At 62.3% G+C, this 22,026-nt stretch carries 18 protein-coding genes, 1 pseudogene and 1 riboswitch; of the genes and pseudogenes, 9 read left to right on the top strand and 10 right to left on the bottom strand.

Going from position 1 to position 22,026, the window contains the following annotated elements:
* Positions 1–55: 55 nt before the first annotated feature.
* Entirely contained in the window at positions 56–970 is a 915-nt protein-coding gene (locus J3P84_RS02230; RefSeq protein WP_434627416.1) for a LysR family transcriptional regulator, read from the bottom strand.
* Positions 971–1,242: 272 nt separating this feature from the next.
* On the opposite strand from J3P84_RS02230, the gene trhA reads away from it, so the two are divergent.
* On the top strand, positions 1,243–1,860 hold the full coding sequence (gene trhA, locus J3P84_RS02235; protein ID WP_305498208.1) for a PAQR family membrane homeostasis protein TrhA: 618 nt from the start codon (positions 1,243–1,245) through the stop codon (positions 1,858–1,860).
* Here trhA and J3P84_RS02240 read toward each other — a convergent pair.
* Positions 1,848–2,771, bottom strand: a complete 924-nt coding sequence (locus tag J3P84_RS02240; protein WP_434627419.1) for a LysR family transcriptional regulator — start codon at positions 2,769–2,771, stop codon at positions 1,848–1,850. The genes trhA and J3P84_RS02240 overlap by 13 nt on opposite strands.
* A 105-nt stretch (positions 2,772–2,876) precedes the next feature.
* Here J3P84_RS02240 and J3P84_RS02245 point away from each other — a divergent pair, with 105 nt between their 5' ends.
* Both J3P84_RS02245 and J3P84_RS02250 read left to right on the top strand, forming a co-directional pair.
* Positions 2,877–4,118, top strand: a complete 1,242-nt coding sequence (locus J3P84_RS02245; protein ID WP_434627422.1) for a D-amino acid dehydrogenase — start codon at positions 2,877–2,879, stop codon at positions 4,116–4,118.
* A 23-nt stretch (positions 4,119–4,141) separates the two neighbouring features.
* Entirely contained in the window at positions 4,142–5,044 is a 903-nt protein-coding gene (locus J3P84_RS02250; RefSeq protein WP_434627425.1) for a transporter substrate-binding domain-containing protein, read from the top strand.
* Positions 5,045–5,172: 128 nt separating this feature from the next.
* On the opposite strand, the gene J3P84_RS02255 is transcribed toward J3P84_RS02250, so the two are convergent.
* Entirely contained in the window at positions 5,173–5,892 is a 720-nt protein-coding gene (locus J3P84_RS02255) for a 16S rRNA (uracil(1498)-N(3))-methyltransferase (protein ID WP_434627427.1), read from the bottom strand.
* A 181-nt stretch (positions 5,893–6,073) separates the two neighbouring features.
* Positions 6,074–7,480, bottom strand: a complete 1,407-nt coding sequence (locus J3P84_RS02260; protein WP_434627430.1) for an adenosylmethionine--8-amino-7-oxononanoate transaminase — start codon at positions 7,478–7,480, stop codon at positions 6,074–6,076.
* A gap of 222 nt (positions 7,481–7,702) precedes the next feature.
* Here J3P84_RS02260 and J3P84_RS02265 point away from each other — a divergent pair, with 222 nt between their 5' ends.
* The 3 genes from J3P84_RS02265 to J3P84_RS02275 all read left to right on the top strand — a co-directional run bounded on the left by J3P84_RS02265 (position 7,703) and on the right by J3P84_RS02275 (position 11,244).
* Positions 7,703–9,463 (top strand): flavin monoamine oxidase family protein, encoded by a 1,761-nt coding sequence (locus J3P84_RS02265; protein ID WP_434627433.1) that lies wholly within the window; start codon positions 7,703–7,705, stop codon positions 9,461–9,463.
* Positions 9,464–10,078: 615 nt separating this feature from the next.
* Positions 10,079–10,630 (top strand): cytochrome b, encoded by a 552-nt coding sequence (locus J3P84_RS02270; protein ID WP_305498213.1) that lies wholly within the window; start codon positions 10,079–10,081, stop codon positions 10,628–10,630.
* A 32-nt stretch (positions 10,631–10,662) separates the two neighbouring features.
* Complete coding sequence (locus J3P84_RS02275; protein WP_434627436.1) at positions 10,663–11,244, top strand: YceI family protein; 582 nt, start codon at positions 10,663–10,665, stop codon at positions 11,242–11,244.
* Between the two features lie 287 nt (positions 11,245–11,531).
* On the opposite strand, the gene J3P84_RS02280 is transcribed toward J3P84_RS02275, so the two are convergent.
* The 4 genes and pseudogenes from J3P84_RS02280 to ahcY form a co-directional block, all read right to left on the bottom strand.
* On the bottom strand, positions 11,532–13,406 hold the full coding sequence (locus J3P84_RS02280) for a DEAD/DEAH box helicase (RefSeq protein ID WP_434631134.1): 1,875 nt from the start codon (positions 13,404–13,406) through the stop codon (positions 11,532–11,534).
* 231 nt (positions 13,407–13,637) lie between these two features.
* Positions 13,638–14,449, bottom strand: a pseudogene (locus J3P84_RS02285) (substrate-binding periplasmic protein); the annotation flags it as partial.
* A 134-nt stretch (positions 14,450–14,583) separates the two neighbouring features.
* Positions 14,584–15,429 (bottom strand): methylenetetrahydrofolate reductase [NAD(P)H], encoded by an 846-nt coding sequence (metF, locus tag J3P84_RS02290; RefSeq protein WP_305498220.1) that lies wholly within the window; start codon positions 15,427–15,429, stop codon positions 14,584–14,586.
* Positions 15,430–15,598: 169 nt separating this feature from the next.
* Positions 15,599–17,008: an adenosylhomocysteinase gene (ahcY, locus tag J3P84_RS02295; RefSeq protein WP_434627439.1), complete on the bottom strand. Its 1,410-nt coding sequence runs from the start codon at positions 17,006–17,008 to the stop codon at positions 15,599–15,601.
* A 23-nt stretch (positions 17,009–17,031) separates the two neighbouring features.
* Positions 17,032–17,138, bottom strand: a riboswitch (S-adenosyl-L-homocysteine riboswitch).
* 189 nt (positions 17,139–17,327) lie between these two features.
* Here ahcY and J3P84_RS02300 point away from each other — a divergent pair.
* Together J3P84_RS02300 and J3P84_RS02305 are read left to right on the top strand one after the other, a co-directional pair.
* Positions 17,328–17,729, top strand: coding sequence for an acyl-CoA thioesterase (locus tag J3P84_RS02300; protein WP_030137870.1), 402 nt, complete (start codon positions 17,328–17,330; stop codon positions 17,727–17,729).
* 187 nt (positions 17,730–17,916) lie between these two features.
* A complete protein-coding gene (locus tag J3P84_RS02305) occupies positions 17,917–18,801 on the top strand; it encodes a formate/nitrite transporter family protein (RefSeq protein WP_434627442.1) in 885 nt (294 codons plus the stop codon).
* On the opposite strand, the gene J3P84_RS02310 is transcribed toward J3P84_RS02305, so the two are convergent.
* Positions 18,752–19,921 (bottom strand): MFS transporter, encoded by a 1,170-nt coding sequence (locus tag J3P84_RS02310; protein WP_434602095.1) that lies wholly within the window; start codon positions 19,919–19,921, stop codon positions 18,752–18,754. The genes J3P84_RS02305 and J3P84_RS02310 overlap by 50 nt on opposite strands.
* A gap of 285 nt (positions 19,922–20,206) precedes the next feature.
* Here J3P84_RS02310 and J3P84_RS02315 point away from each other — a divergent pair, with 285 nt between their 5' ends.
* Complete coding sequence (locus J3P84_RS02315) at positions 20,207–20,590, top strand: MAPEG family protein (protein WP_249877090.1); 384 nt, start codon at positions 20,207–20,209, stop codon at positions 20,588–20,590.
* A 134-nt stretch (positions 20,591–20,724) separates the two neighbouring features.
* Here J3P84_RS02315 and mltA read toward each other — a convergent pair whose 3' ends face one another.
* Positions 20,725–21,912 (bottom strand): murein transglycosylase A, encoded by a 1,188-nt coding sequence (mltA, locus tag J3P84_RS02320; RefSeq protein WP_434627446.1) that lies wholly within the window; start codon positions 21,910–21,912, stop codon positions 20,725–20,727.
* Between the last annotated feature and the right edge of the window lie 114 nt (positions 21,913–22,026).

Genomic DNA, 22,026 nt, shown 5'->3' on the forward strand with positions numbered 1-22,026 from the left:
TGATTGGGTTCACCCTTGTGGGAGCGAGCCTGCTCGCGAAACGCGCGACTCGGTCTCAAGCCTGGCGATTGGCGTACATCCGGCATTCCGCCAACAACGCCAGCAGGTTCGGGTCGCGCTCCTTGGCCTTGAGGAACACCACACCGATGTGCTGCTGCAACCGGTACTTTTCCTGCAACGGGATCAGTTTCACCCGGTTCTCATACACCGCCGCGATCCGGCCGGGAAGCAGGGCATAACCCACCCCGGAGCTGACCATGCTCAGCAGGGTGAAGATGTCGTTGACCTGCATCGCCACTTTCGGCTCGAACCCCGCCTGCCTGAACACCCGGATACCGTCCTGGTGCGTGGCGAAGCCCTGGGTCAGGGTGATGAAGGTCTCGTCGCGGACTTCGGCCAGGTCGACCTCGCTGCGTTGGGCGAAGGGCGAGTCGGCGGGCGTGGCGAGGAAAATGTCATCGGAAAACAGCGCGATCTGCTCGCAGTCCGGGTCGTTGACGCTGTCGTCCAGCGACACCAGGATCGCATCGACCTCCATGTTCTTGAGTTTGTACAACAGGTCGATGTTGGAGCCCATGATCAGATCGATATTGAGCTCGCTGCGCCGGATCTTCAGGCCCATGATCAGTTGCGGCACGGTCTTGACGGTCAGTGAATACAAGGATCCCAGCTTGAAACGCTCGGCGGAAAAGCCGGCCGCCTCGCGGGTCAGGCGTACGCTTTCGACCACGTCGTGAATCAGCTTCTGCGCGCGCTCCTCCAGCACATAGGCGCTTTCCAGCGGTGTGAGGTTGCGGCCTTCGTGCTTGAACAACGGACAGCGCAACGCGCTCTCCAGCGAGTGAATGGCCCGATGCACGCTGACATTGCTGGTCTGCAACTCGACCGCCGCCCGCGCCAGGTTGCCGGTGCGCATGAACGCCAGGAACACCTCGAGTTTCTTCAGGGTCAATTCTTCGTCGATGAGCATGGGGCGGACTCTTGTTCGTATGGGCTGATTGTGCCCGAACCTGCCTTTGTGGCGAGGGGATTTATCCCCGTTGGGCTGCGCAGCAGCCCCAAATCCTGTCACCTCGACGTGTCAGGCTGATCGCATTCAGGCCTATTGGGGCCGCTTCGCGGCCCAGCGGGGATAAATCCCCTCGCCACGGGTTTTGTGTTTTGCGTGGGTACAAACCATTGCACTTTGACGCGCCAGGCCTGAGCCTTGGCGCCAAATTCGTAATAGGGGGGTGGGTCTGGATGTATCACGGGGAACGGCTCAACGCCTGGACGCACCTGGTGGGCGCGGTCGCCGCGTTTATCGGTGCGGTGTGGCTGCTGGTGATTGCCGGGATGGCCGGCGATCCGTGGAAGATCGTCAGCGTGGCGATCTACGGGTTCACCTTGCTGGTGCTCTACAGCGCATCGACGGTTTATCACAGCGTGCGCGGGCGCAAGAAAGAGATCATGCAGAAGGTCGATCACTTTTCGATCTATCTGCTGATTGCCGGCAGCTACACGCCGTTCTGCCTGGTAACGCTGCGCGGGCCGTGGGGCTGGACGTTGTTCGGGATCGTCTGGGGGCTGGCGGTGATCGGTATCCTGCAGGAAATCAAGCCGCGTTCCGAAGCGCGGATCCTCTCGATCGTCATCTATGCGGTGATGGGCTGGATCGTTCTGGTGGCGGTCAAACCGCTACTGGCGGCGCTGGGCAGCGCCGGGTTTGCCTGGCTGGCCTCGGGAGGCGTGCTGTATACCGTCGGCATCATCTTCTTCGCGCTCGACCATCGCCTGCGCCACGCCCATGGCATCTGGCACCTTTTTGTCATCGCCGGCAGCCTTTTGCATTTCGTGGCGATTCTGTTCTACGTGCTTTGAGCGGTCGCAAACAGGCGATCAAGTTGCGCCTGGGCCTGGCTGGCGACAATTTCCAGCAAGGCCCCCACGGTGTGGGGCGGGGCTTCATTGGCGCGGGTTACGGCGTACAAGGCAATGGGCAACGGCGGCGACAATGGCCGGATAGCCGTACGGGCGCGTGAAGCCCCCAAGGCGGTAAACGGGTCGATGACCGCCAGCCCGGCGCCGGATTCGACCATGGCCCGGGCCAGTGAATACGTCTGTACGGCAATGCTCACTCGGGGCGGCGGCTCTACTGACTTGAGGTAGCCGTCCAGCCTGGCGGACAGCGGGTCGGTGCTGGACAAGCCGATCAACGGCGCGCCGGCCAGCTCCTGCAACGGCATAGGCGTGCCGATTACCGCTTCGGGCCAGTGACCGCTCGGTGCCAGGGCTACCAATACGCCGCTGGCGAGGGGTTCGGCCTTGAGGCCTGGGTGATCGGGCAATTGCAAGCTCAGGGCTACATCGATCTCGCGCATCAGCAAGTTTTGCGTCAGTTCGCGGCTGTGGGCGCTCGACAACTCGCAGACGATGTCCGGGTAGCGTCGGGTCCATTGGTGGATAGCCGTGGGCAGCAGCGACAGGGCCAAGGCCGGTGTGGCGCCAATTCGCAAGCTGTGCCCCGGCTCGCGGCGCAGGCTTTGGGCCAGGCGCCGCACGCCTTGCAGGCTTTCGCTGACCTTGTCGACCTCGCGTTCCAGCTCCAGCGCTTCGGGCGTGGCCTGCAACTTGCCGCGCACCCGCAGGAACAACGCAAACCCCAATTGCTGCTCGGCATGCTGCAGCACCTTGGTCACCGCCGGCTGGGAAACGTGCAGCAACTGGGCGGCGCCGCTGATGGAGCCGGTCTGGCGAATCGCCTGGAAAATCTCGATATGACGAAGGCGCATGGCGTGCCCATAACCTTTGTTTATAGGAAGCTCATCTTTATTCATTGTTCGAACGCTGTCACCTGGCCCTAACCTCGGGTCATTCGAAACGGATGTGAGGCGGACATGGCTCAGCGGGTATGCATCATTGGCGGCGGCGTGGTCGGCCTGGCGACGGCTTACGCGCTGGTCCGCGATGGGATCGACGTCACGCTGGTGGAGGCGCGCGATGCATTGGGCAGCGAGACCAGCTTCGCCAACGGCGGCCAATTATCCTATCGCTACGTCACGCCCCTGGCCGACGCCGGGGTGCCGTGGCAGGCCTTGGGCTGGATGTTGCGCGGCGATTCGCCGCTCAAGCTGCGTCCGCGCCTGGACCCGGCCCAGTGGCGCTGGATGGCAGCGTTCATCGCCGCATGCCGGACTTCGGTCAACCGGCGCAACGGCGCCCATCTGTTGCGCCTGGCGCTGTTGAGCCAGACGACGCTGCGGACCTGGCGCGAAGAGGATCATCTCGATGGCTTCGAGTGGCGGCGCAACGGCAAGCTGGTGACGTTTCGCAGTGCCAGCCATTTTGCGCATGCCCGGCAACGTGTGGCCGACGCTGTTCATCAGCAGGTACTGGGCCCGAACGAATGCACGACGCTGGAACCTGCGCTGGCCGGCGTGCCGTTCGTGGGCGGCATCTACACACCTGATGAGGAAGTCGCCGATTGCCATGGCTTCTGCCTGCAACTCGCGGCGCGGCTGCGCGCTTCGGGGCGCTGCGAATTCCTCTTGGGGGGCGCGGTGACCGCTATCGAGCATGCCGACGGCGCGGTGCACGCCATCAACCTGGGCGAGCAGCGTGTGGAGGTCGAGCACCTGGTAATCGCCGCCGGCCACCGCAGCGTTGCGCTGGCATTGCCAGGCGTGCGGATGCCGCTGTATCCGCTCAAGGGCTACAGCCTGACGGTGCCGATCGACGCCCGGCATCGGGCGCCGGAACTGAGCATCACCGACTACGACCGCAAGGTCGTCTACGCGCGCATCGGTGAGCAGCTGCGGGTGGCGGCCATGGTCGACATCGTCGGCTTCGACCCGGCGCCGGACCCCAGACGCCTGGCCCTGATTCGGCGCCAGGCCATGGAAACATTTCCCATGGCCGGTGATTACGATCGCGCTGTGGAATGGGCGGGCATGCGCCCGGCGACGCCTAGCGGCGTGCCACTGATCGGCGCCAGCGCTTACCGCAACCTGTGGCTCAACCTCGGCCATGGTGCCTTGGGTTTTACCCTGGCCTGCGGCAGCGGTCGCTTGCTCAGTGAAATGATCCGCCAACGTACACCTTCCATCGACCTGCAGGGCCTCACGCCCCGCGCCGCCTGACCCACCCGCAACGGAGAACAACAATGCAAAAAATCACGTTGATCGGCTGCACCCTGAGCCTGCTGCTCGGCGCCCAGGCTTTTGCCAATGAAGCGCCTCCGGCCGGCGCGCTGGAAAAGATCGCCAGCAACAAAAGCATCACGCTGGGCTATCGTGACGCCTCGGTGCCGTTTTCCTATGTCGGGGACAACAGCGGCAAACCGATGGGGTATTCGGTGGAGCTGGCGGGCAAGATCGTCGAGCGCATCAAGCAGCAACTGGCGCTGCCGCAACTGAGCGTGAAGTACAACCTGGTGACTTCCCAGACACGAATCCCGCTGGTGCAGAACGGCACCGTGGATCTGGAATGCGGCTCCACCGGCGTGACCGCCGAGCGGCAGAAGCAGGTGGCGTTTTCCTACGGTTTCATTTACGTGAAGGGCCAGTTGCTGACAGCCAGGGACAGCGGCATCAACAGCTTTGCCGACCTGCGCGGCAAGAACGTGGTGACCACCGCCGGCACGACCAACGAGCGGTTCCTGAAGAGCTACAACCAGGACAACAAAATCGACATGTTCGTCATCAGTGCCAAGGACCACGGTGAAGCCTTCCAGATGCTCGAGACCGGCCGGGCGGCGGCGTTCTACATGGATGACGCGCTGCTCTACGGCGAACGGGCCAAGGCGCGCGATCCGCATAAATGGGTGGTGGTCGGAGAACAGCAGTCGCGGGAAATCTACAGCTGCATGGTGCGCAAGGACGATCTGCAATTCCTCGCACTGGTCAACACGACCCTGGCGGACTTGTACAAGTCAGGGGAAATCAATGCCATCTACGATCGCTGGTTCCAGAAGCCGATCCCGCCCAAGGGCCTGAATCTGGAATTTCCGATGACCAGCGAGTTGAAGGCGATCATCGCCAGGCCGACCAGCGAGCCGGTGCAGTAGCCTTTGGGAGACCTGTGGGAGCGAGCCTGCTCGCGAATGCGGTGGATCAGCTTGCATTGATGCTGAATGTTGAATCGCCTTCGCGAGCAGGCTCGCTCCCACAGGTGATCTTCAGTGGTCGCGGAGCCTTAGAAATCCCCCCACAACTGCTGCGCCACCGCCAGCGCCACCACCGGCGCGGTTTCGGTACGCAGCACGCGGGGACCGAGGCGGGCGGCATGGTAGTCGGCGGTCCTGGCCTGTTCGACTTCCGCATCCGACAACCCGCCCTCGGGGCCGATCAGGAACGCCAGGGTCGACGGCCTGGCATGACTGAGCAGCGGTTCGGCGACCGGGTGCAGGACCAGTTTCAGCTCGGCGTCGGTCTGTTTCAACCAGTCGGCCAGCAACAGCGGAGGGTGGATCACCGGCACGCTGGAACGCCCGCATTGCTCGCAAGCGCTGATCGCCACCTGGCGCCAGTGCAGCAGACGCTTGTCGGCGCGTTCGTCCTTGAGGCGCACTTCACAGCGCTCGGTGAATATCGGGGTGATCTCGCTGACGCCCAGTTCCGTGGCCTTCTGGATCGCCCAGTCCATGCGCTCGCCCCGGGACAGGCCCTGACCGAGATGAATGCGCAAGGGCGACTCGGCCTGTCCGGCAAATTGCTCGTCGAGCTGCACGCGCACGCGCTTCTTGCCGACCTCGGCCAGGGTGCCGCGAAACTCCTGTCCGGAGCCGTCGAATACTTGCACCGCGTCGCCCTCGGCCATGCGCAGCACCCGGCCGATGTAGTGGGCCTGGGCTTCGGGCAGCTCGTGATCGCCGAGGCTCAGGGGCGTGTCGATGAAAAAGCGGGAGAGTCTCATGTTTGGTCTCTACACAATCGGATTGCGCATTGCTGCGTGGTCGGGGGCTTTGCGGTGAGCAAGCTTTTGTGGCGAGGGAGCTTGCTCCCGCTGGGCTGCGAAGCGGCCCCATTCTTGCGATTGCTGCGCAATCGAGCGGGAGCAAGCTCCCTCGCCACGGAGAAATTCGTTCACAGACGTATCAGCCCGGATCGCGATACCCCGGGTGGAAATCCTTCGGCACCGCCACGCTGACCTTGTCCCGGGTGGCGATATCGATCCCTTCGCTGGCGACTTCCGCGAGGAAATCGATCTGCTCCGGCGTAATGACATACGGCGGCAAGAAATACACCACGCTGCCCAGCGGCCGCAGCAGGGCGCCGCGCTCCAAGGCATGCTGGAAGACCGTCAGGCCGCGCCGCTCCTGCCATGGGTACGCGGTTTTGCTCGCCTTGTCCTTGACCATCTCGATGGCCAGGACCATGCCGGTCTGGCGCACTTCGGCCACGTTCGGGTGGTCGACCAGGTGGGCGGTGGCGCTGGCCATGCGCTGGGCCAGGGCCTTGTTGGTTTCGATGACGTTGTCGTCTTCGAAAATATCCAGGGTCGCCAGCGCCGCCGCGCAAGCCAGCGGATTGCCCGTGTAGCTGTGGGAATGCAGGAAGGCGCGCAGGGTCGGGTAGTCGTCGTAGAACGCGCTGTAGACCTCATCGGTGGTCACGCACGCCGCCAGCGGCAGGTAGCCGCCGGTCAGGGCCTTGGACAGGCAAAGGAAGTCTGGCGTGATACCGGCCTGTTCGCAGGCAAACATCGTCCCGGTGCGGCCGAAGCCGACCGCGATTTCGTCGTGGATCAGGTGCACGCCATAGCGGTCGCAGGCTTCACGCAACAGCTTCAGGTACACCGGGTGGTACATGCGCATGCCGCCGGCGCCCTGGATCAGCGGTTCGACGATCACCGCCGCCACCGTGTCGTGGTGCTCGGCCAGGGTTTGCTCCATGGCCGCGAACATGTTTCGCGAATGTTCTTCCCAGCCCATGCCTTCGGGGCGGTGGTAGCAGTCGGGGCTCGGCACCTTGAGCGTGTCCAGCAACAACGCCTTGTAGGTTTCGGTGAACAGCGGTACATCGCCCACCGACATCGCCGCGATGGTTTCGCCGTGGTAGCTGTTGCTCAGGGTAACGAAGCGTTTCTTGTCGGGCCGGCCGCGATTGATCCAGTAATGAAAGCTCATCTTCATCGCCACTTCGATGCAGGACGAGCCGTTATCGGCATAGAAGCAACGGGTCAGGCCTTCGGGCGTCATCTTCACCAGGCGTTCGGACAGCTCGATCACCGGCTGGTGGCTGAAACCGGCGAGGATCACATGCTCGAGCTGATCGACCTGATCCTTGATGCGCTGGTTGATGCGCGGGTTGGCGTGGCCGAACACATTGACCCACCAGGAACTCACCGCATCGAGGTAGCGCTTGCCTTCGAAGTCCTCAAGCCACACGCCTTCGCCGCGCCGGATAGGAATCAGCGGCAGCTGTTCGTGATCTTTCATCTGGGTGCAGGGGTGCCACAGCACGGCAAGATCGCGCTGCATCCACTGGTTATTCAGGCCCATGTACAGTCTCCTCGAGGCGGCTCGCGGCGGGCGCGGGCAAAACAATCGCGCAAGCCTATGCAATGGCGGGCCGGGGAACAACCCATTGTGTCGTCCCCACCCGTTTCAGTGAGGTGATAGACGTCGCTGGCGGCGTTTTGATGGCTGACGTATTCTTCGCCGTTCCCGGAGCCGACTGGCTCGAAAAACCGAAAATTCTTACGTAATTCCGGAGTTCGCTGAATGTCTGCTGGTTGGCTGCGCGCCTGTGCGCTGGTGATGATAGGGCTGTTCAGCGTTTCGGCGCTGGCCAAGGACAAACAACCGACGGCCATCGTCATCGGCGGCGGGCTGGCCGGGCTCACGGCGGCCTACGAGTTACAGAACAAGGGTTGGGCCGTGACCCTGCTGGAAGCCAAACCGAGCCTGGGCGGCCGTTCGGGCATGGCCACCAGCGAGTGGATCGGCAACGATAAGGTCCAGCCGGTACTCAACAAGTACGTTTCGACCTTCAAGCTGAGCACCACGCCGGCGCCGGAATTCGTGCGCACCCCTAGCTACCTGATCGACGGCACCTATTTTACTGCCGCCGACCTGGCGACCAAGCAGCCAGCCACGGCCGAAGCGCTCAAGCGCTACGAAACCACCCTGGATGATCTGGCCCGCTCCATCGACGACCCACTGAACCCGACGGCTACCAGTACGTTGCACGCGCTCGACCAGATCACCGTGTCCAACTGGCTGGACCGTTTGCAATTGCCGGCGACCGCCCGACAGTTGGTCAATCAGGAAATCCGCACGCGCTATGACGAGCCGTCGCGCCTGTCATTGCTGTATTTCGCCCAGCAGAACCGCGTCTATCGCGGCGTGTCCGACCGTGACCTGCGCGCCTCGCGCCTGCTCGGTGGCAGCCCGGTATTGGCCCAGGCGTTCGTCAAGCAACTGAAAACCATCAAGACGAGCTCGCCGGTGTCGGCCATTTCCCAGGACAAGGACGGCGTCACCGTCAAGGTCGGCAGCGTCGGTTACCAGGCCGACTATGTTGTACTGGCCGTGCCCTTGCGAGCATTGAACAAGATCCAACTGACCCCGGCCCTGGATGCCCAGCACCTGGGTGCGATCAAAGGCACCAACTACGGCTGGCGTGACCAGATCATGCTCAAGTTCAAGAACCCGGTCTGGGACAGCAAGGCACGCATGTCGGGCGAGATCTACAGCAACGCCGGGCTGGGCATGATGTGGATCGAGCCAGCCATGAAGGGTGGCGCCAACGTCGTCATCAACCTGTCCGGCGACAACGCACGGGTGATGCAGGCCTTCGGCGACAAACAGATGGTCGACCAGGTGTTGATCCGTCTCCACGCGTTTTATCCTCAGGCGCGCGGTGCCTTCACCGGTTATGAAATCCGCCGCTACAGCACCGACCCTTCCATGGGCGGCGCGTACCTGGCGTTTGGTCCGGGCCAGATCAGCAAGTACTGGCGCCTGTGGGAAAAACCATTGCAGCGCGTCGCCTTTGCCGGCGAACACACCGACGCGCTGTACCCAGGCACCCTGGAAGGCGCACTGCGCAGCGGCCAGCGCGCCGCCAGCCAGGTTGAAGACCTGGCGGCGGGCAAGTCGTTCGAACCACCGAAGGTCGCCCCGGCCGCAGCAGCTGCCGCCGGAGCGGTGGCGGCGAAGAAAGGCAACTTCTTCAGCAACCTGTTCGGCGGCTCGGATGACGACAAGAAGCCGGAGCCGGCCAAGGCTCCCGAGCCGGTAGCACCGCCTCCAGCGCCGGCACCGGCCCCCGTCCCAGCCCCTGCGCCGGTGGAACCACCCGCGCCGGCGCCAGCGAAGACCGAGCCAGCCAAGAAAGCCACGGCCAAGCCAGCGGCGAAGAAGCCGGCGGCCAAGGCCCCGGCTAAAAAGGCCCCGGCCAAGGCACCAGTGAAAAAGGCTGAGCCAGTGAAGAAACCCGCCGCCAAACCGGCGGCAACTACTGAGACGAAGGCTCAGTAACGTCAAGTGGAAAGAACGCTGCCGTTCACTTAAGGCAATCAATAACTCGTGGCGAGGGAGCAAACTCCCTCGCCACGGGTCGATCATTACGCCGACGTCCTGCATGTCTCGACGATATATCGGAAACTTCCCACCCTTTAACCGGAAGCGGCCGATAGAGCTCGCCGGGCCATGCGTTCAGGCTCCTTGAAAAACAGGAGTGCGTATGAAAATACTGATGGCAATGCTCGTATCGGTTTCGCTGTACGGGTGTGTGTATGGTGAATGTCGGGATCCCCTGATGATCCCGATGGTTCCGGAACGGGACCCTCAGTTGGCGTACAAATGCACCTTCGACCCATACCACCCCAAATGCTCAGTGAATTGATAATCAAAGGCTTTGGCTTATAAAAACCGGGGTTCTGTTGGGAGCGAGCCTGCTCGCGATGAGGCCTTCCCGGCCAAGCTGATGTCCTGGCTCCCCCGCCATCGCGCAGCGCATCCGCTTTAATCTTTCCTTAACGCACTCGTTCCAGACTGATGATCGTATTTCTCGATATTTCAAAGCGAAATTTTCCGCTTTAATTCGATAGATAACTCGCTAGTCTTGGTCACAGTTTTTACAGGATATGAGCAATGCAGCTACGCAACTCTTCTTCTCGCTATGGCTGGGTCAGCATCGTTTCGCACTGGGCCGTTGCCTTGGCGGTGTATGGGCTGTTCGCGCTGGGCCTGTGGATGGTCGGGCTGGATTATTACAGCACCTGGCGCAAAGACGCGCCGGACATCCATAAGAGCATCGGCCTGGTGCTGTTGGCGGTGATGGTGCTGCGAGTGATCTGGCGTTTCGTCAGCCCGCCGCCACCGACCCTGGAGACCTATGGCCGCCTTACACGCGTCGGCGCCAGGATTGGCCATAGTGCGCTGTATCTCGGGCTGTTCGCCGTGATGATCGCCGGTTACCTGATTTCCACCGCAGACGGTGTCGGGATCTCGGTGTTTGGTTTGTTTGAAGTACCCGCGCTGGTGTCCGGACTGCCCGATCAGGCAGACGTCGCCGGCCAGATCCACTTCTACCTGGCATGGGCGCTGGTAATTTTTTCCGGCCTCCATGCGTTGGCAGCATTGAAGCACCACTTTATCGACCGTGACGCGACCCTCAAGCGCATGCTGGGGCGCCAAGCCTGATGTTCAACCTCGACTCCAAAGGAATAGAAAGCATGTTGAAAAAGACGCTCGCCGCCCTGGCAATCGGTTCCGCCCTGCTGTCCGCCGGCCAGGCCATGGCCGCAGACTACGTGGTCGACAAGGAAGGCCAGCATGCCTTCGTCGACTTCAAGATCAGCCACCTGGGCTACAGCTACATCACCGGTACCTTCAAGGACATCGACGGCAAGTTCAGCTTCGACGCCGCCAAGCCTGAAGCCAGCAAGATCGAATTCAACGTCAACACCGCCAGCGTGTTCACCAACCACGCCGAACGTGACAAGCACATCGCCAGCGCTGACTTCCTGAACGCCAGCAAATTTGCCGAGGCCAAGTTTGTGTCCACCAGTGTCAAGTCCACCGGCGCAAACACCGCCGATGTGACCGGTGACCTGACCCTGCTGGGCGTGACCAAGCCGGTCGTGGTCAAGGCAACCTTCCTGGGCGAAGGCAAGGACCCATGGGGTGGCTACCGTGCCGGCTTCGAAGGCACTACCACGCTCAAGCGTTCCGACTTCGGCAAGCAGAAAGACCTGGGTCCGAAATCCGACGTGGTCGAGCTGTACGTGACGTTTGAAGGTGTTCAGGCGAAATAACTTTCGCGCCTGACAAAAAAACGCCCCTGGTCTCGCGGCCAGGGGCGTTTTTTTTGTGCGGATTTTGGTATTACAGAGCATTCTTTAAGAGCTTGTCTCCACAAGATTTGTGAACACCACCAAGCCACTGTGGGAGCGAGCCTGCTCGCGAAGAGGCCGTGACATTCAGCATCCTTGTCAGTTGTGACACCGCTTTCGCGAGCAGGCTCGCTCCCACAGGGGTCCAGCTCTTAATAAAAAATGCCCCGGCTCGCAAGAACCGGGGCATTTTTCATGGCTTGGAAAACTCAGCGATTGCGTGTCAGCAAGGCCGGTTTTTCGCCGCGTGGACGGCTTGGCAATTGGTCCAGCTGTTCAGGCGTCGGGAAACGATCGACTTTCGATTCCTTGTGCATGATTTTCGGCTGGTTGCCACGCGGGTTCTGCACGGCAGGTTCCTGACGAGGCTGGTCATCATCACGTGCCGGGCGGCGTGGACGGGACTCTTCGCGGCGGGCCTGGCCGTCACGTGGGGCGCCATTACGCGGACCGCTGCGCTTGCCTGGCGGAGTGCCGGTGGACGAGCCGTTGCTGTTGCGCGGTCCGTTCTGGCGACCCTGTGGCTGGCCACCGCGGGGGGCGCCGGCACCAGCGCCTGTTGCCGGGGCGCCCGGACGGCGACCGCGACCCTGGGCCGGTTTCTGCTGCGGCACGTAGTCCACGCGGTTACCGAAGTTATCGACATCGTCGTCGAGGAATTCGTCCGGGGCGCGGTCGGCGGCCGCGGCGCGCGGGGCAGGGCGTTGCTGCTCACGGGCCGGAGTGCCTTCGCGGGGCTTCTGCTCGCGGGCTGGGCGTTCGCCGCGACCGTTGTTGTTGCTGGCCGATTTTTCCTTGCCCTTGTCCTTGCCTTTGTCCTTACGACCGCCGCCACCACCGCCGCCATTCGGGCCGTCGCCACGCGGGCCACGAGGATTACGCGGATTGCGCACATCCGGACGCTCACGCACTTCAGGCTTCTCGGCCTCGATGGTGCTGGCATCAAAGCCCATCAGGTCGCCGTCAGGGATTTTCTGCTTGGTCATGCGCTCGATGCTTTTGAGCAACTTCTCTTCATCCGGCGCGACCAGGGAAATCGCCTCGCCCGAACGACCGGCCCGGCCGGTACGGCCGATACGGTGGACGTAATCTTCATCGACGTTCGGCAGCTCGAAGTTGACCACGTGAGGCAACTGGTCGATATCGAGGCCACGGGCGGCGATGTCGGTGGCTACGAGGATGCGCACTTCGCCGGCCTTGAAGTCGGCCAGGGCCTTGGTGCGGGCGTTCTGGCTCTTGTTGCCGTGGATCGCCACAGCTGGCAGGCCGTGCTTGTCCAGGTATTCGGCCAGGCGATTGGCGCCGTGCTTGGTGCGGGTGAAGACCAGGACCTGTTCCCAGGCGCCCGTGGTGATCAGGTGGGCCAGCAGGGCACGCTTGTGGCTGGCCGGCAGGCGGAACACGCGCTGCTCGATGCGCTCGACCGTGGTGTTCGGCGGCGTGACTTCGATGCGTTCCGGGTTGTGCAGCAGCTTGCCGGCAAGGTCAGTGATGTCCTTGGAGAACGTCGCCGAGAACAGCAGGTTCTGGCGCTTGGCCGGCAGGCGGGCCAGCACTTTTTTCACGTCATGGACAAAACCCATGTCGAGCATGCGGTCGGCTTCGTCCAGCACGAGGATTTCCACGTGGGACAAGTCGACGCTGCCCTGGCCGGCCAGGTCCAGCAGGCGGCCGGGGCAGGCCACCAGGACATCGACGCCACGGGCCATGGCCTGGACTTGCGGGTTCATGCCGACGCCGCCGAAGATACAGGCGCTGACGAACTTCAGGTCACGCGCATAGACCTTGAAGCTCTCGTGGACCTGGGCCGCCAGTTCGCGGGTTGGGGTCAGGACCAGCACGCGGGGTTGGCGCGGGCCGTGACGCTGGGATTTGTCCGGGTGACCGTTGGGGAACAGCCGCTCGAGGATCGGAAGGGCGAAACCGCCGGTTTTACCAGTACCTGTCTGTGCGGCGACCATCAGGTCGCGACCTTGCAACACGGCGGGGATGGCCCGCTGTTGCACCGGGGTAGGCTGGGTGTAGCCGGCGGCTTCGATGGCGCCGACTAAAGCCTCGGAGAGACCGAGGGAAGCAAAGGACATGAGTAATCCTGTTTTTAGTGAGGGCCTGGCCCAATGGGATAGTCTTGCCTGGCGCAAATGACGGTCATTGGAAGACGTCATCCCGTCCGGTCCTGCCGGGTCTGGAAGACGGGTCCGGACAGGGCTCGCGCGGGCTGGAAGCTGCGCTGTAGCGGTGTCGGGATGCCTTTTGCAAGACCGGGCGTCCGGGCGTGAGCCTGGCGGGAAGGCCCGAGTATAACAGAGCAATCGCCGCGCGCCGCTTTCCTGCTGCTCAACGGTGTATTTCAGTGGAATACCGGGTCTTGCGGTGCCGCCTTGCCGGCCGGGTCGGCACCATAGCGGGCGCTCAGCTCGGCATAGGCCGGTTCGCGCTTGAAACGCTTGAGTTCAGCACCGAAGCGCTGCACCAGCAAATCCATGCCGGCGCTGCGCCGTACCGCCAGGTATTGGCTTTGACGGCTCACGACCGTGGGATTTTCGCTGATCTGGTCATCCATTTGCAGCGCCTTGAGCACATGCCGGCCCACTCGGCGGTCGGTGATGAGCAGGTCGATCCGGCCCAACTGCAACTTGCCGAAATTGGCTTCATGGGTGGGCGCGGTTTCCCGCTTGAACCGGGTCGATTCCCTGAACGCCTGGCTGTACAGATAACCCGGAGACGTGCCGACGGTCAGTCCTTCGAGCTCATCGAGCGTGCGAAACGGATGGGGCCGGGCGTTGGCGTAGAACATCACGAACTCGACGTCCGACAGCGGTTCGCTCGGGTAGAGCAGCAGGGAGTCGCGCTCCTCGCTGCGAAAGATATCCAGTGCACCGTCTGCCAGCCCCTGTTCCAGCATCGCCAGGCAACGCTTCCAAGGCAGGAACTGCCATTCGACATCAACGCCCAGGCGCTTGAACACGATGGCGGTGGTTTCATAGTCCAGGCCCAGGGCCCTGCCGTTCTCCTCATAGACGTAGGGCGCCCAGGGTTCGGTGACGATGCGCAGCTTCTCGGCCCGGGCGCAAACGCTCAGGCACAGGAGTAACAGGACGGTCAGGAGTTGGGTAAAGACGGGCATTGTCTGAGGTTACGATGAGAGCTCATCAAATAGCTAGAGCGCTCTGGCTCGCGGGTTGGTTGCCCTTTGCCTGCAAGGCGCATGAAAAAGGCCCGGGTTTTCACCAGGGCCTTTGCGTACCGGCACTTCAGTGCCTAGCGCGGCAGCTTGAGGTTGTTCCACACAGCGAGGCTCGGCTCGGCCTGGTTCAACGTGTAGAAGTGCAGGCCCGGCGCGCCACCTTGCAACAGTCGTTCACACATCTGCGTGATGACCTCCTCGCCGAAGCGTTGGATGCTGGCCGTGTCATCGCCGTAGGCTTCCAGTTGCTTGCGGATCCAGCGCGGGATTTCCGCGCCGCAGGCGTCGGAAAAACGCGCCAGTTTGCTGTAGTTGGTGATCGGCATGATGCCCGGTACCACCGGAATGTCGACACCCAACTTGCGCACACGCTCGACGAAGTAGAAGTAGCTGTCGGCGTTGAAGAAATACTGGGTAATCGCGCTGTTGGCGCCGGCGTTGGCCTTGCGCACGAAATTGCTCAGGTCGTCTTCGAAATTGCGTGCTTGCGGATGCATCTCCGGATACGCGGCGATTTCAATATGAAAGTGCTCACCGGTCTCCTGGCGGATGAACTCGACGAGCTCGTTGGCGTGGCGCAGTTCACCGCTGGCCATGCCCATGCCCGAGGGCAGGTCACCGCGCAGGGCGACGATACGCTTGATGCCGGCGGCCTTGTACTGGGTCAGCAGGCTGCGCAGGTCATCCTTGCTATCGCCCACGCAGGACAGGTGCGGAGCGGCCGGGACTTTGACTTCGCTTTCAAGCTGCAGCACGGTATTCATCGTGCGGTCACGGGTCGAACCGCCGGCGCCGTAGGTGCAGGAGAAAAAATCGGGGTTGTAGCCTGCCAGCTGTCGGGCAGTGGCAATCAGTTTTTCATGCCCAGCATCGGTCTTCGTCGGGAAGAACTCGAAGCTGTAGCGACGTTCTTGGGACATGGTCATATCCTTGGAAACTTGTAGGCCGGTGAGGCGCTCGGGCTCTTTGTGGGAGCGAGCTTGCTCGCGATTGGCATCGCCTCGGTCTGGCAGCTGGACCGGGGTGTCTGCATCGCGAGCAGGCTCGCTCCCACAAAGGAGCCGGCTCCCGCAGGGGGAGCCGCGCCGATCAGTAGCGGTAGGCGTGCGGCTTGAACGGGCCTTCGACGGTCACGCCGATGTAGTCAGCCTGTTGCTTGGTCAGCTTGGTGACCACGCCGCCGAAACCGCGGACCATTTCCAGGGCCACTTCTTCGTCGAGTTTCTTCGGCAATACTTCCACGGTCAGGCGCTCGGCTTTCTGCGCCGGTGGCAGGTCGGCGTATTTCTGGCCGAACAGGAAGATCTGCGCCAGGACCTGGTTGGCGAACGAACCGTCCATGATGCGGCTTGGGTGACCGGTGGCGTTGCCCAGGTTCACCAGGCGGCCTTCAGCCAGCAGGATCAGGTAGTCATCGTTCTGCGGGTCGAAGCTGCCGGTACCGGTGCGGTGAACCTTGTGCACCTGTGGCTTCACTTCTTCCCATGCCCAGTTCTTGCGCATGAAAGCGGTGTCGATTTCATTGTCGAAGTGACCGATGTTGCAGACCACGGCGCGCTTTTTCAGGGCCTTGAGCATGTTGGCGTCGCAGACGTTGACGTTGCCGGTGGTGGTCACGATCAGGTCGATCTTGCCCAGCAGTGCCTTGTCGACGCTGGCTTCGGTGCCGTCGTTGTTGCCGTCGATGAACGGCGAAACCAGTTCGAAACCGTCCATGCAGGCTTGCATTGCGCAGATCGGGTCGACTTCGGACACCTTGACGATCATGCCTTCCTGACGCAGGGACTGGGCCGAACCCTTGCCCACGTCACCGTAGCCGATCACCAGGGCCTGCTTGCCGGACAGCAAGTGGTCGGTGCCGCGCTTGATGGCGTCGTTGAGGCTGTGCCGGCAACCGTACTTGTTGTCGTTCTTGCTCTTGGTCACCGAGTCGTTGACGTTGATGGCCGGGATCTTCAACTCGCCCTTGGCCAGCATGTCCAGCAGGCGGTGGACGCCGGTGGTGGTTTCTTCGGTCACGCCGTGGACCTTGTCCAGCACGGCCGGGTATTTCTTGTGCAGCAGCTCGGTCAGGTCGCCGCCGTCGTCTAGAATCATGTTGGTGTTCCATGGCTGGCCATCCTTGAGGATGGTCTGCTCCAGGCACCATTCGTACTCTTGCTCGGTCTCGCCTTTCCAGGCAAAAACCGGGATGCCGGCAGCGGCGATCGCGGCAGCGGCCTGGTCCTGGGTCGAGAAAATGTTGCAGGACGACCAGCGCACTTCGGCACCCAGGGCAACCAGGGTTTCGATCAGCACGGCGGTCTGGATGGTCATGTGGATGCAGCCGAGGATTTTTGCGCCCTTCAATGGCTGTTCGCCAGAGTATTTGCGGCGCAGGCCCATCAGGGCTGGCATTTCGGATTCGGCGATGATGATTTCGCGACGGCCCCAGGCAGCCAGGGACATGTCAGCGACTTTGTAGTCGGTAAAAGCTGCAGGCGTGATAACAGCGCTCATGAAGAGCCTCCATTCGTAATGTATGCGAATGGGCGCCGTTGTGCGTTTAGTGCCAGTGCGGGGAACCCCGTACCAGCAACGCCCCATCCGAGCCTGACAGGTCGAGCCTGCTGCAGCGCCCCTCGGACAGGTGGCGGGAACGACCCAAAGCGTGGGCCGACGAAACGGGGGCGATTATAACGGGCTAAGCGGATCTTCCAAAGGGTTTCTGTCGGCAAATCAAAAATGCCGATGATCGTCATAGGGGCGGCGACGTAGAGCCCGCCCGCCGGGTCTGCCATGATGCTGGCATTCATCGGCCAGACGCTCAGGAGTGAACATGAATTTCCACACCCGCAAATGGGTCAAGCCCGAAGACCTCAACCCCAACGGCACGCTGTTCGGTGGCAGCCTGCTGCGCTGGATCGACGAAGAAGCGGCGATCTATGCCATCGTCCAGCTCGGTAACCAGCGTGTGGTCACCAAATACATCTCCGAAATCAACTTTGTCAGCGCCTCGCGCCAGGGCGACATCATCGAACTGGGTATCACCGCCACCGAGTTCGGCCGCACGTCCATCACCCTGACGTGCGAGGTGCGCAACAAGATCACTCGCAAGAGCATCCTGACGGTGGAAAAGATGGTTTTCGTCAACCTCGGTGAAGACGGCTTGCCCGCGCCCCATGGCCGGACCGAGATCAAGTACGTCAAGGATCAGTTCAAGGACGATACCGTCGAATAGGGTCGGCGTAGTGTTCTTCGCGAGCAGGCTCGCTCCCACATTGGATTAGTCGCCACCGCCGGATCCTCTGTGGGAGCGAGCCTGCTCACGAAGGCGGGATTACCGGCGCCGGTCATTTCCTGGCACCACTGAACAGCTCCGAGCGCCGCGTGTCGTAGGTACATCACGCCACCGGTTCAGGAGCTGTATGGACACTCATAAAGACGGCAAGACCCCTGACCTCTCGGCAGAGGAGCAGCACGAGGTCGACCGCAACCAGCCGCCACGGGCGGCGGTATTGCATGAAATCATTCGCACCCAGGGTGATCAGGAGCTGGAGCGCAGTGTCGCCGCCCTGTGGTGGTCGGCCCTGGCGGCCGGTTTGACGATGGGCTTGTCGCTGATGGCGATGGGGCTGCTCAACTCCCGGTTGCCGGACCATGAAGGCTTCAAGGTCATCGCCAGTTTTGGCTACTGCGCCGGCTTCCTGGCCGTGATCCTCGCGCGGCAGCAGTTGTTCACCGAAAACACCCTGACGGCGGTGCTGCCGATCATGAGCAAACCCACGCTGGGCAATTTCGGCCGGTTGTTCCGGTTATGGGGCGTGGTGCTGGTGGGCAACCTGTGCGGCACCTTGCTGGTGGCCTATGTGATGCTGCACCTGCCGATCTTTGACCGGCGCACCGACCTGGCCTTTCTGGACATTGGCCGCAAGGTGATGGAGAACGACGCCGGCCAGATGTTCGCCAAAGGCATCATTTCCGGCTGGATGATCGCAACCATGGTGTGGATGATCCCCTCCATGGAGAACGCCAAGATGTGGATCATTGTCCTCATCACCTACCTCATGGCGCTCGGGGATTTCACCCACATCGTCGTGGGATCGGCCGAGGTGTCTTACCTGGTGTTTGCCGGGCAGCTGTCGTGGGAGGACTTCTGGACGGTGTTCGCCGCGCCGACCCTGGCGGGAAACATCATCGGCGGCAGCTTCATCTTTGCGCTGATCAGCCACGCCCAGGTGCGCAGCGAAACCAATACGCCCCTCAGTCGGCAAGGTCTGCCGCCGCGCCGACGTGACGTTGCCGATAAATGAAGTAAAGCGCGGTCAGTACGGTGAGCCCGCCGACCAGGGCGCCGGTCCACGGCAAATCGGCGAGGTCGGCGCCGCTGGCGACCACCAGGCCGCCGATCCAGGCGCCGGCCGCGTTGCCCAGGTTGAAGGCGCTCTGGTTCAGGGTCGAGCCCAGGTTGGGGGCTTCGTGGGCCTGGTCGATGATCAGCAATTGCAGGATCGGGCACAGGGCGAACGCAAAGACGCCCCACAACACCAGGGTGATCGCCGCCGGAATCACCGATTGGCTGGTCTGGCTGAACGCGGCGAGCACCAGCACCACGGCCAGTGCCATGCCCACAAGGGACGGCAGCAAGCGCCGGTCAGCCAGGCGTCCGCCCAGGAAACTCCCCGCGGTCAGGCCCACGCCGAATAACAACAGCATGACGGTGATGCCGTGGGGACTCACGCCAGTGATGTCCTGCAGGATCGGTGCGATGTAAGTGAACACGCTGAACAGGCTGGTCGAAGCCAGCACGCTCATGCCCAGCGCCAGCAGCACATTAGCCTTGCCCAGCACCTTGAACTCACTGGCGAGGTTGGCCTTGTCCATGGGAATTTCCTTGGGCAGCCACACCCATTGGGCGATGGCTGCAATCACGCCGATGACCGCTACCGCCCAGAACGTCGATCGCCAGCCGGCGTATTGACCCAGGGCCGTACCCAGCGGCACGCCCAGCACATTCGCCAGGGTCAGGCCGGTGAACATCATTGCAATCGCCTGGGCCCGTTTGTTCGGTGCTACCAGCCCGGCGGCCACCACCGACCCGATGCCAAAAAATGCCCCGTGACAGAGCGCGGTGATGACTCGGGCAGCCATCAGCGTGACGTAGTTCGGCGCGAGGGCGCAGAGCACGTTGCCGAGAATGAACATCAGCGTCATGCCCAGCAGCGTGGCCTTGCGCGGCATGTTCGCGGTGCCGATCGCCAGGATCGGTGCGCCGAATACCACCCCCAGCGCATAGCCGGTAATCAGCAGCCCGGCGTGGGGAATGCTCACGGCCAGGTCACGGGCCACATCGGGCAACAGCCCCATGATGACGAATTCAGTCGTGCCGATGCCGAAAGCGGCGACGGCCAAAGCAAGCAAGGCGAGTGGCATGCGCAAGGTCTCTGTCTGTAGTCTTGACGCTCTGATCAGGCATACGCATGCCGATGCCTTGGTCCGAATGAACGGGCAGCAGCAGAATTATTGGAATTGATCTATGCGCAACTGAGTGCGGCGTGGTCGGGTGCAGTATAACGGTGGTGGTGCTTTTCGGCATGCGCTAGCTGAAAGAACCTTTCGGCCGGCCGCGACTCTTAGCCTGCGGGCTGGCATGCTGTGATGAAGCTCTAGCGGTGCTTGACGCTCGATTCTCGATAAAACTCAACAAGGAAATGCGGTATGACGGTAGCCCTGTGGTGCGTTTTGATTGCTTTTATCCTGCCTTACCTGTGTATCGGCATCGCCAAGGCCGGCGGCAGATACAGATTGCAAGATAACCACGACCCCCGGGATTTTCTCGACTCGCTCGAAGGCGCTCCCCGCCGTGCCTACGCCGCGCAACTGAACAGCTTTGAAATCGCCCCGTTTTTTGCCGCCGCCGTGATCGTCGCGCATCTGGCCGGCAATGCCGAGCTGGTCACCATCAATGTGCTGGCGGTGCTGTTCATCACCAGCCGCCTGCTCTACATCATTTGCTACCTGGCGGACTGGGCGATCCTGCGTTCGCTGGTGTGGTTCGTGGGGGTAGGGTTGGTACTGAGTTTCTTCTTTGTTTCGGTCTGAGGCTGTTTGTTGAATATTTGATATTTATGCGGGCCTCTTCGCGAGCAGGCTCGCTCCCACAGTGGATCCCAGTGAATCCGGATCCCATGTGGGAGCGAGCCTGCTCGCGAAGGGATTGCACTGTCAGCTCATCCTCAAGGATTGGCGCTGACCGCATTCGCAACCTGTGGCACTTGCGGCAGCGCCATACCCTTGGGCCACAACATCCAGATCTGACCTTGCTGTTTCATGTCCCCGGCCAGTTGCCCGGCCGCGTCCCCGGTGCCCCAGAACAGATCCGCTCGCACTTCACCAGAGATCGCGCCCCCCGTGTCCTGGGCGGCGACGGGACGGTTCAGGGCGCTGCCATCGGGGCGAGTCGTCGACAGCCACAGCAGGCTGCCCAACGGAATCACCTTGCGATCCACCGCCACGCTGTAGCCGGCGGTAAGCGGTACATTCAACGAGCCTCGCGGGCCTTCGTTGCTGTCGGGGTTGCGGTTGAAAAACACATAGCTGGGGTTGCTGCCCAGCAACTCGGGGATCCGCTCCGGATGGGCCTTGGCCCAGGCACTGATGGTGCCCATGGTCACGTCTTCTTTTTTCAGCTCGCCCTGTTCCACCAGCCAGCGGCCGATGGGCCGGTAGGGGTGGCCATTCTGGTCGGCATAACCGATGCGCAACTGGCGGCCGTCATCGAGCCGGATGCGTCCCGAACCCTGGATCTGCAGGAATTGCAGGTTCATCGGGTCGGTGAGCCAGGCGATGACCGGCGCCTTCACGCCGTTGGTCTCGATGGTGCTGGCGTCGTCGTAGGGTTTCAGCACGCGGCCTTCGAGACGCCCGCGCAGGCGCTTGCCCTTGAGCTCCGGGTAGAGGCTGTCCAGCGCCACGACGATCATGTCTTCAGGCACACCGTAGACCGGGATATTCGCCGTGGCGGTCTGCGTGAGGCTGCCAGGATAGACCGGCTCGTAGTAGCCGGTAATCAGGCCGTTGGGGCTGTTGTCGCCCGAGCGCAGGCCATAGACGTCGAGGTTCTGTTTCAGGAAATTGCGTACCGCCGCGGCGGTTTGCGGCACATTGGCCGCCGCCGCGCAGGTCGGCCCCCAGGCCGCATCGGCCTTGAGGCGGGTGCAGGCGCTGCGCCAGGCGCCGAAGCCGGCCAGCAGGTCTTCATCGGCTACCGACGGCAGTGCCTCCCAGGGCGCGCTGACGTAGGTGGCGAGGGCATGAGTCTGAGGCTCCTCGACCTTTTCGCCGCGGTTGCAGCCGGCTAGCAGTGCAATCAGCGGTAAGGTCAACGCCAGGCCCGTGCGCCAGGACTTGAAGCGGCTGTTCATGATATTTCCTTTGCGGTCGCCCAGGCGCTGTCATGCGCCTGGCACCCGTATTGTTGATAGGGCCATTGGTGTTTTCCGACGACCCGGGGATACTAGCGGTCGTTTTCTGTCCAG

This window comes from Pseudomonas sp. Z1-29 (genome assembly GCF_051131995.1).
GTDB lineage: Bacteria > Pseudomonadota > Gammaproteobacteria > Pseudomonadales > Pseudomonadaceae > Aquipseudomonas.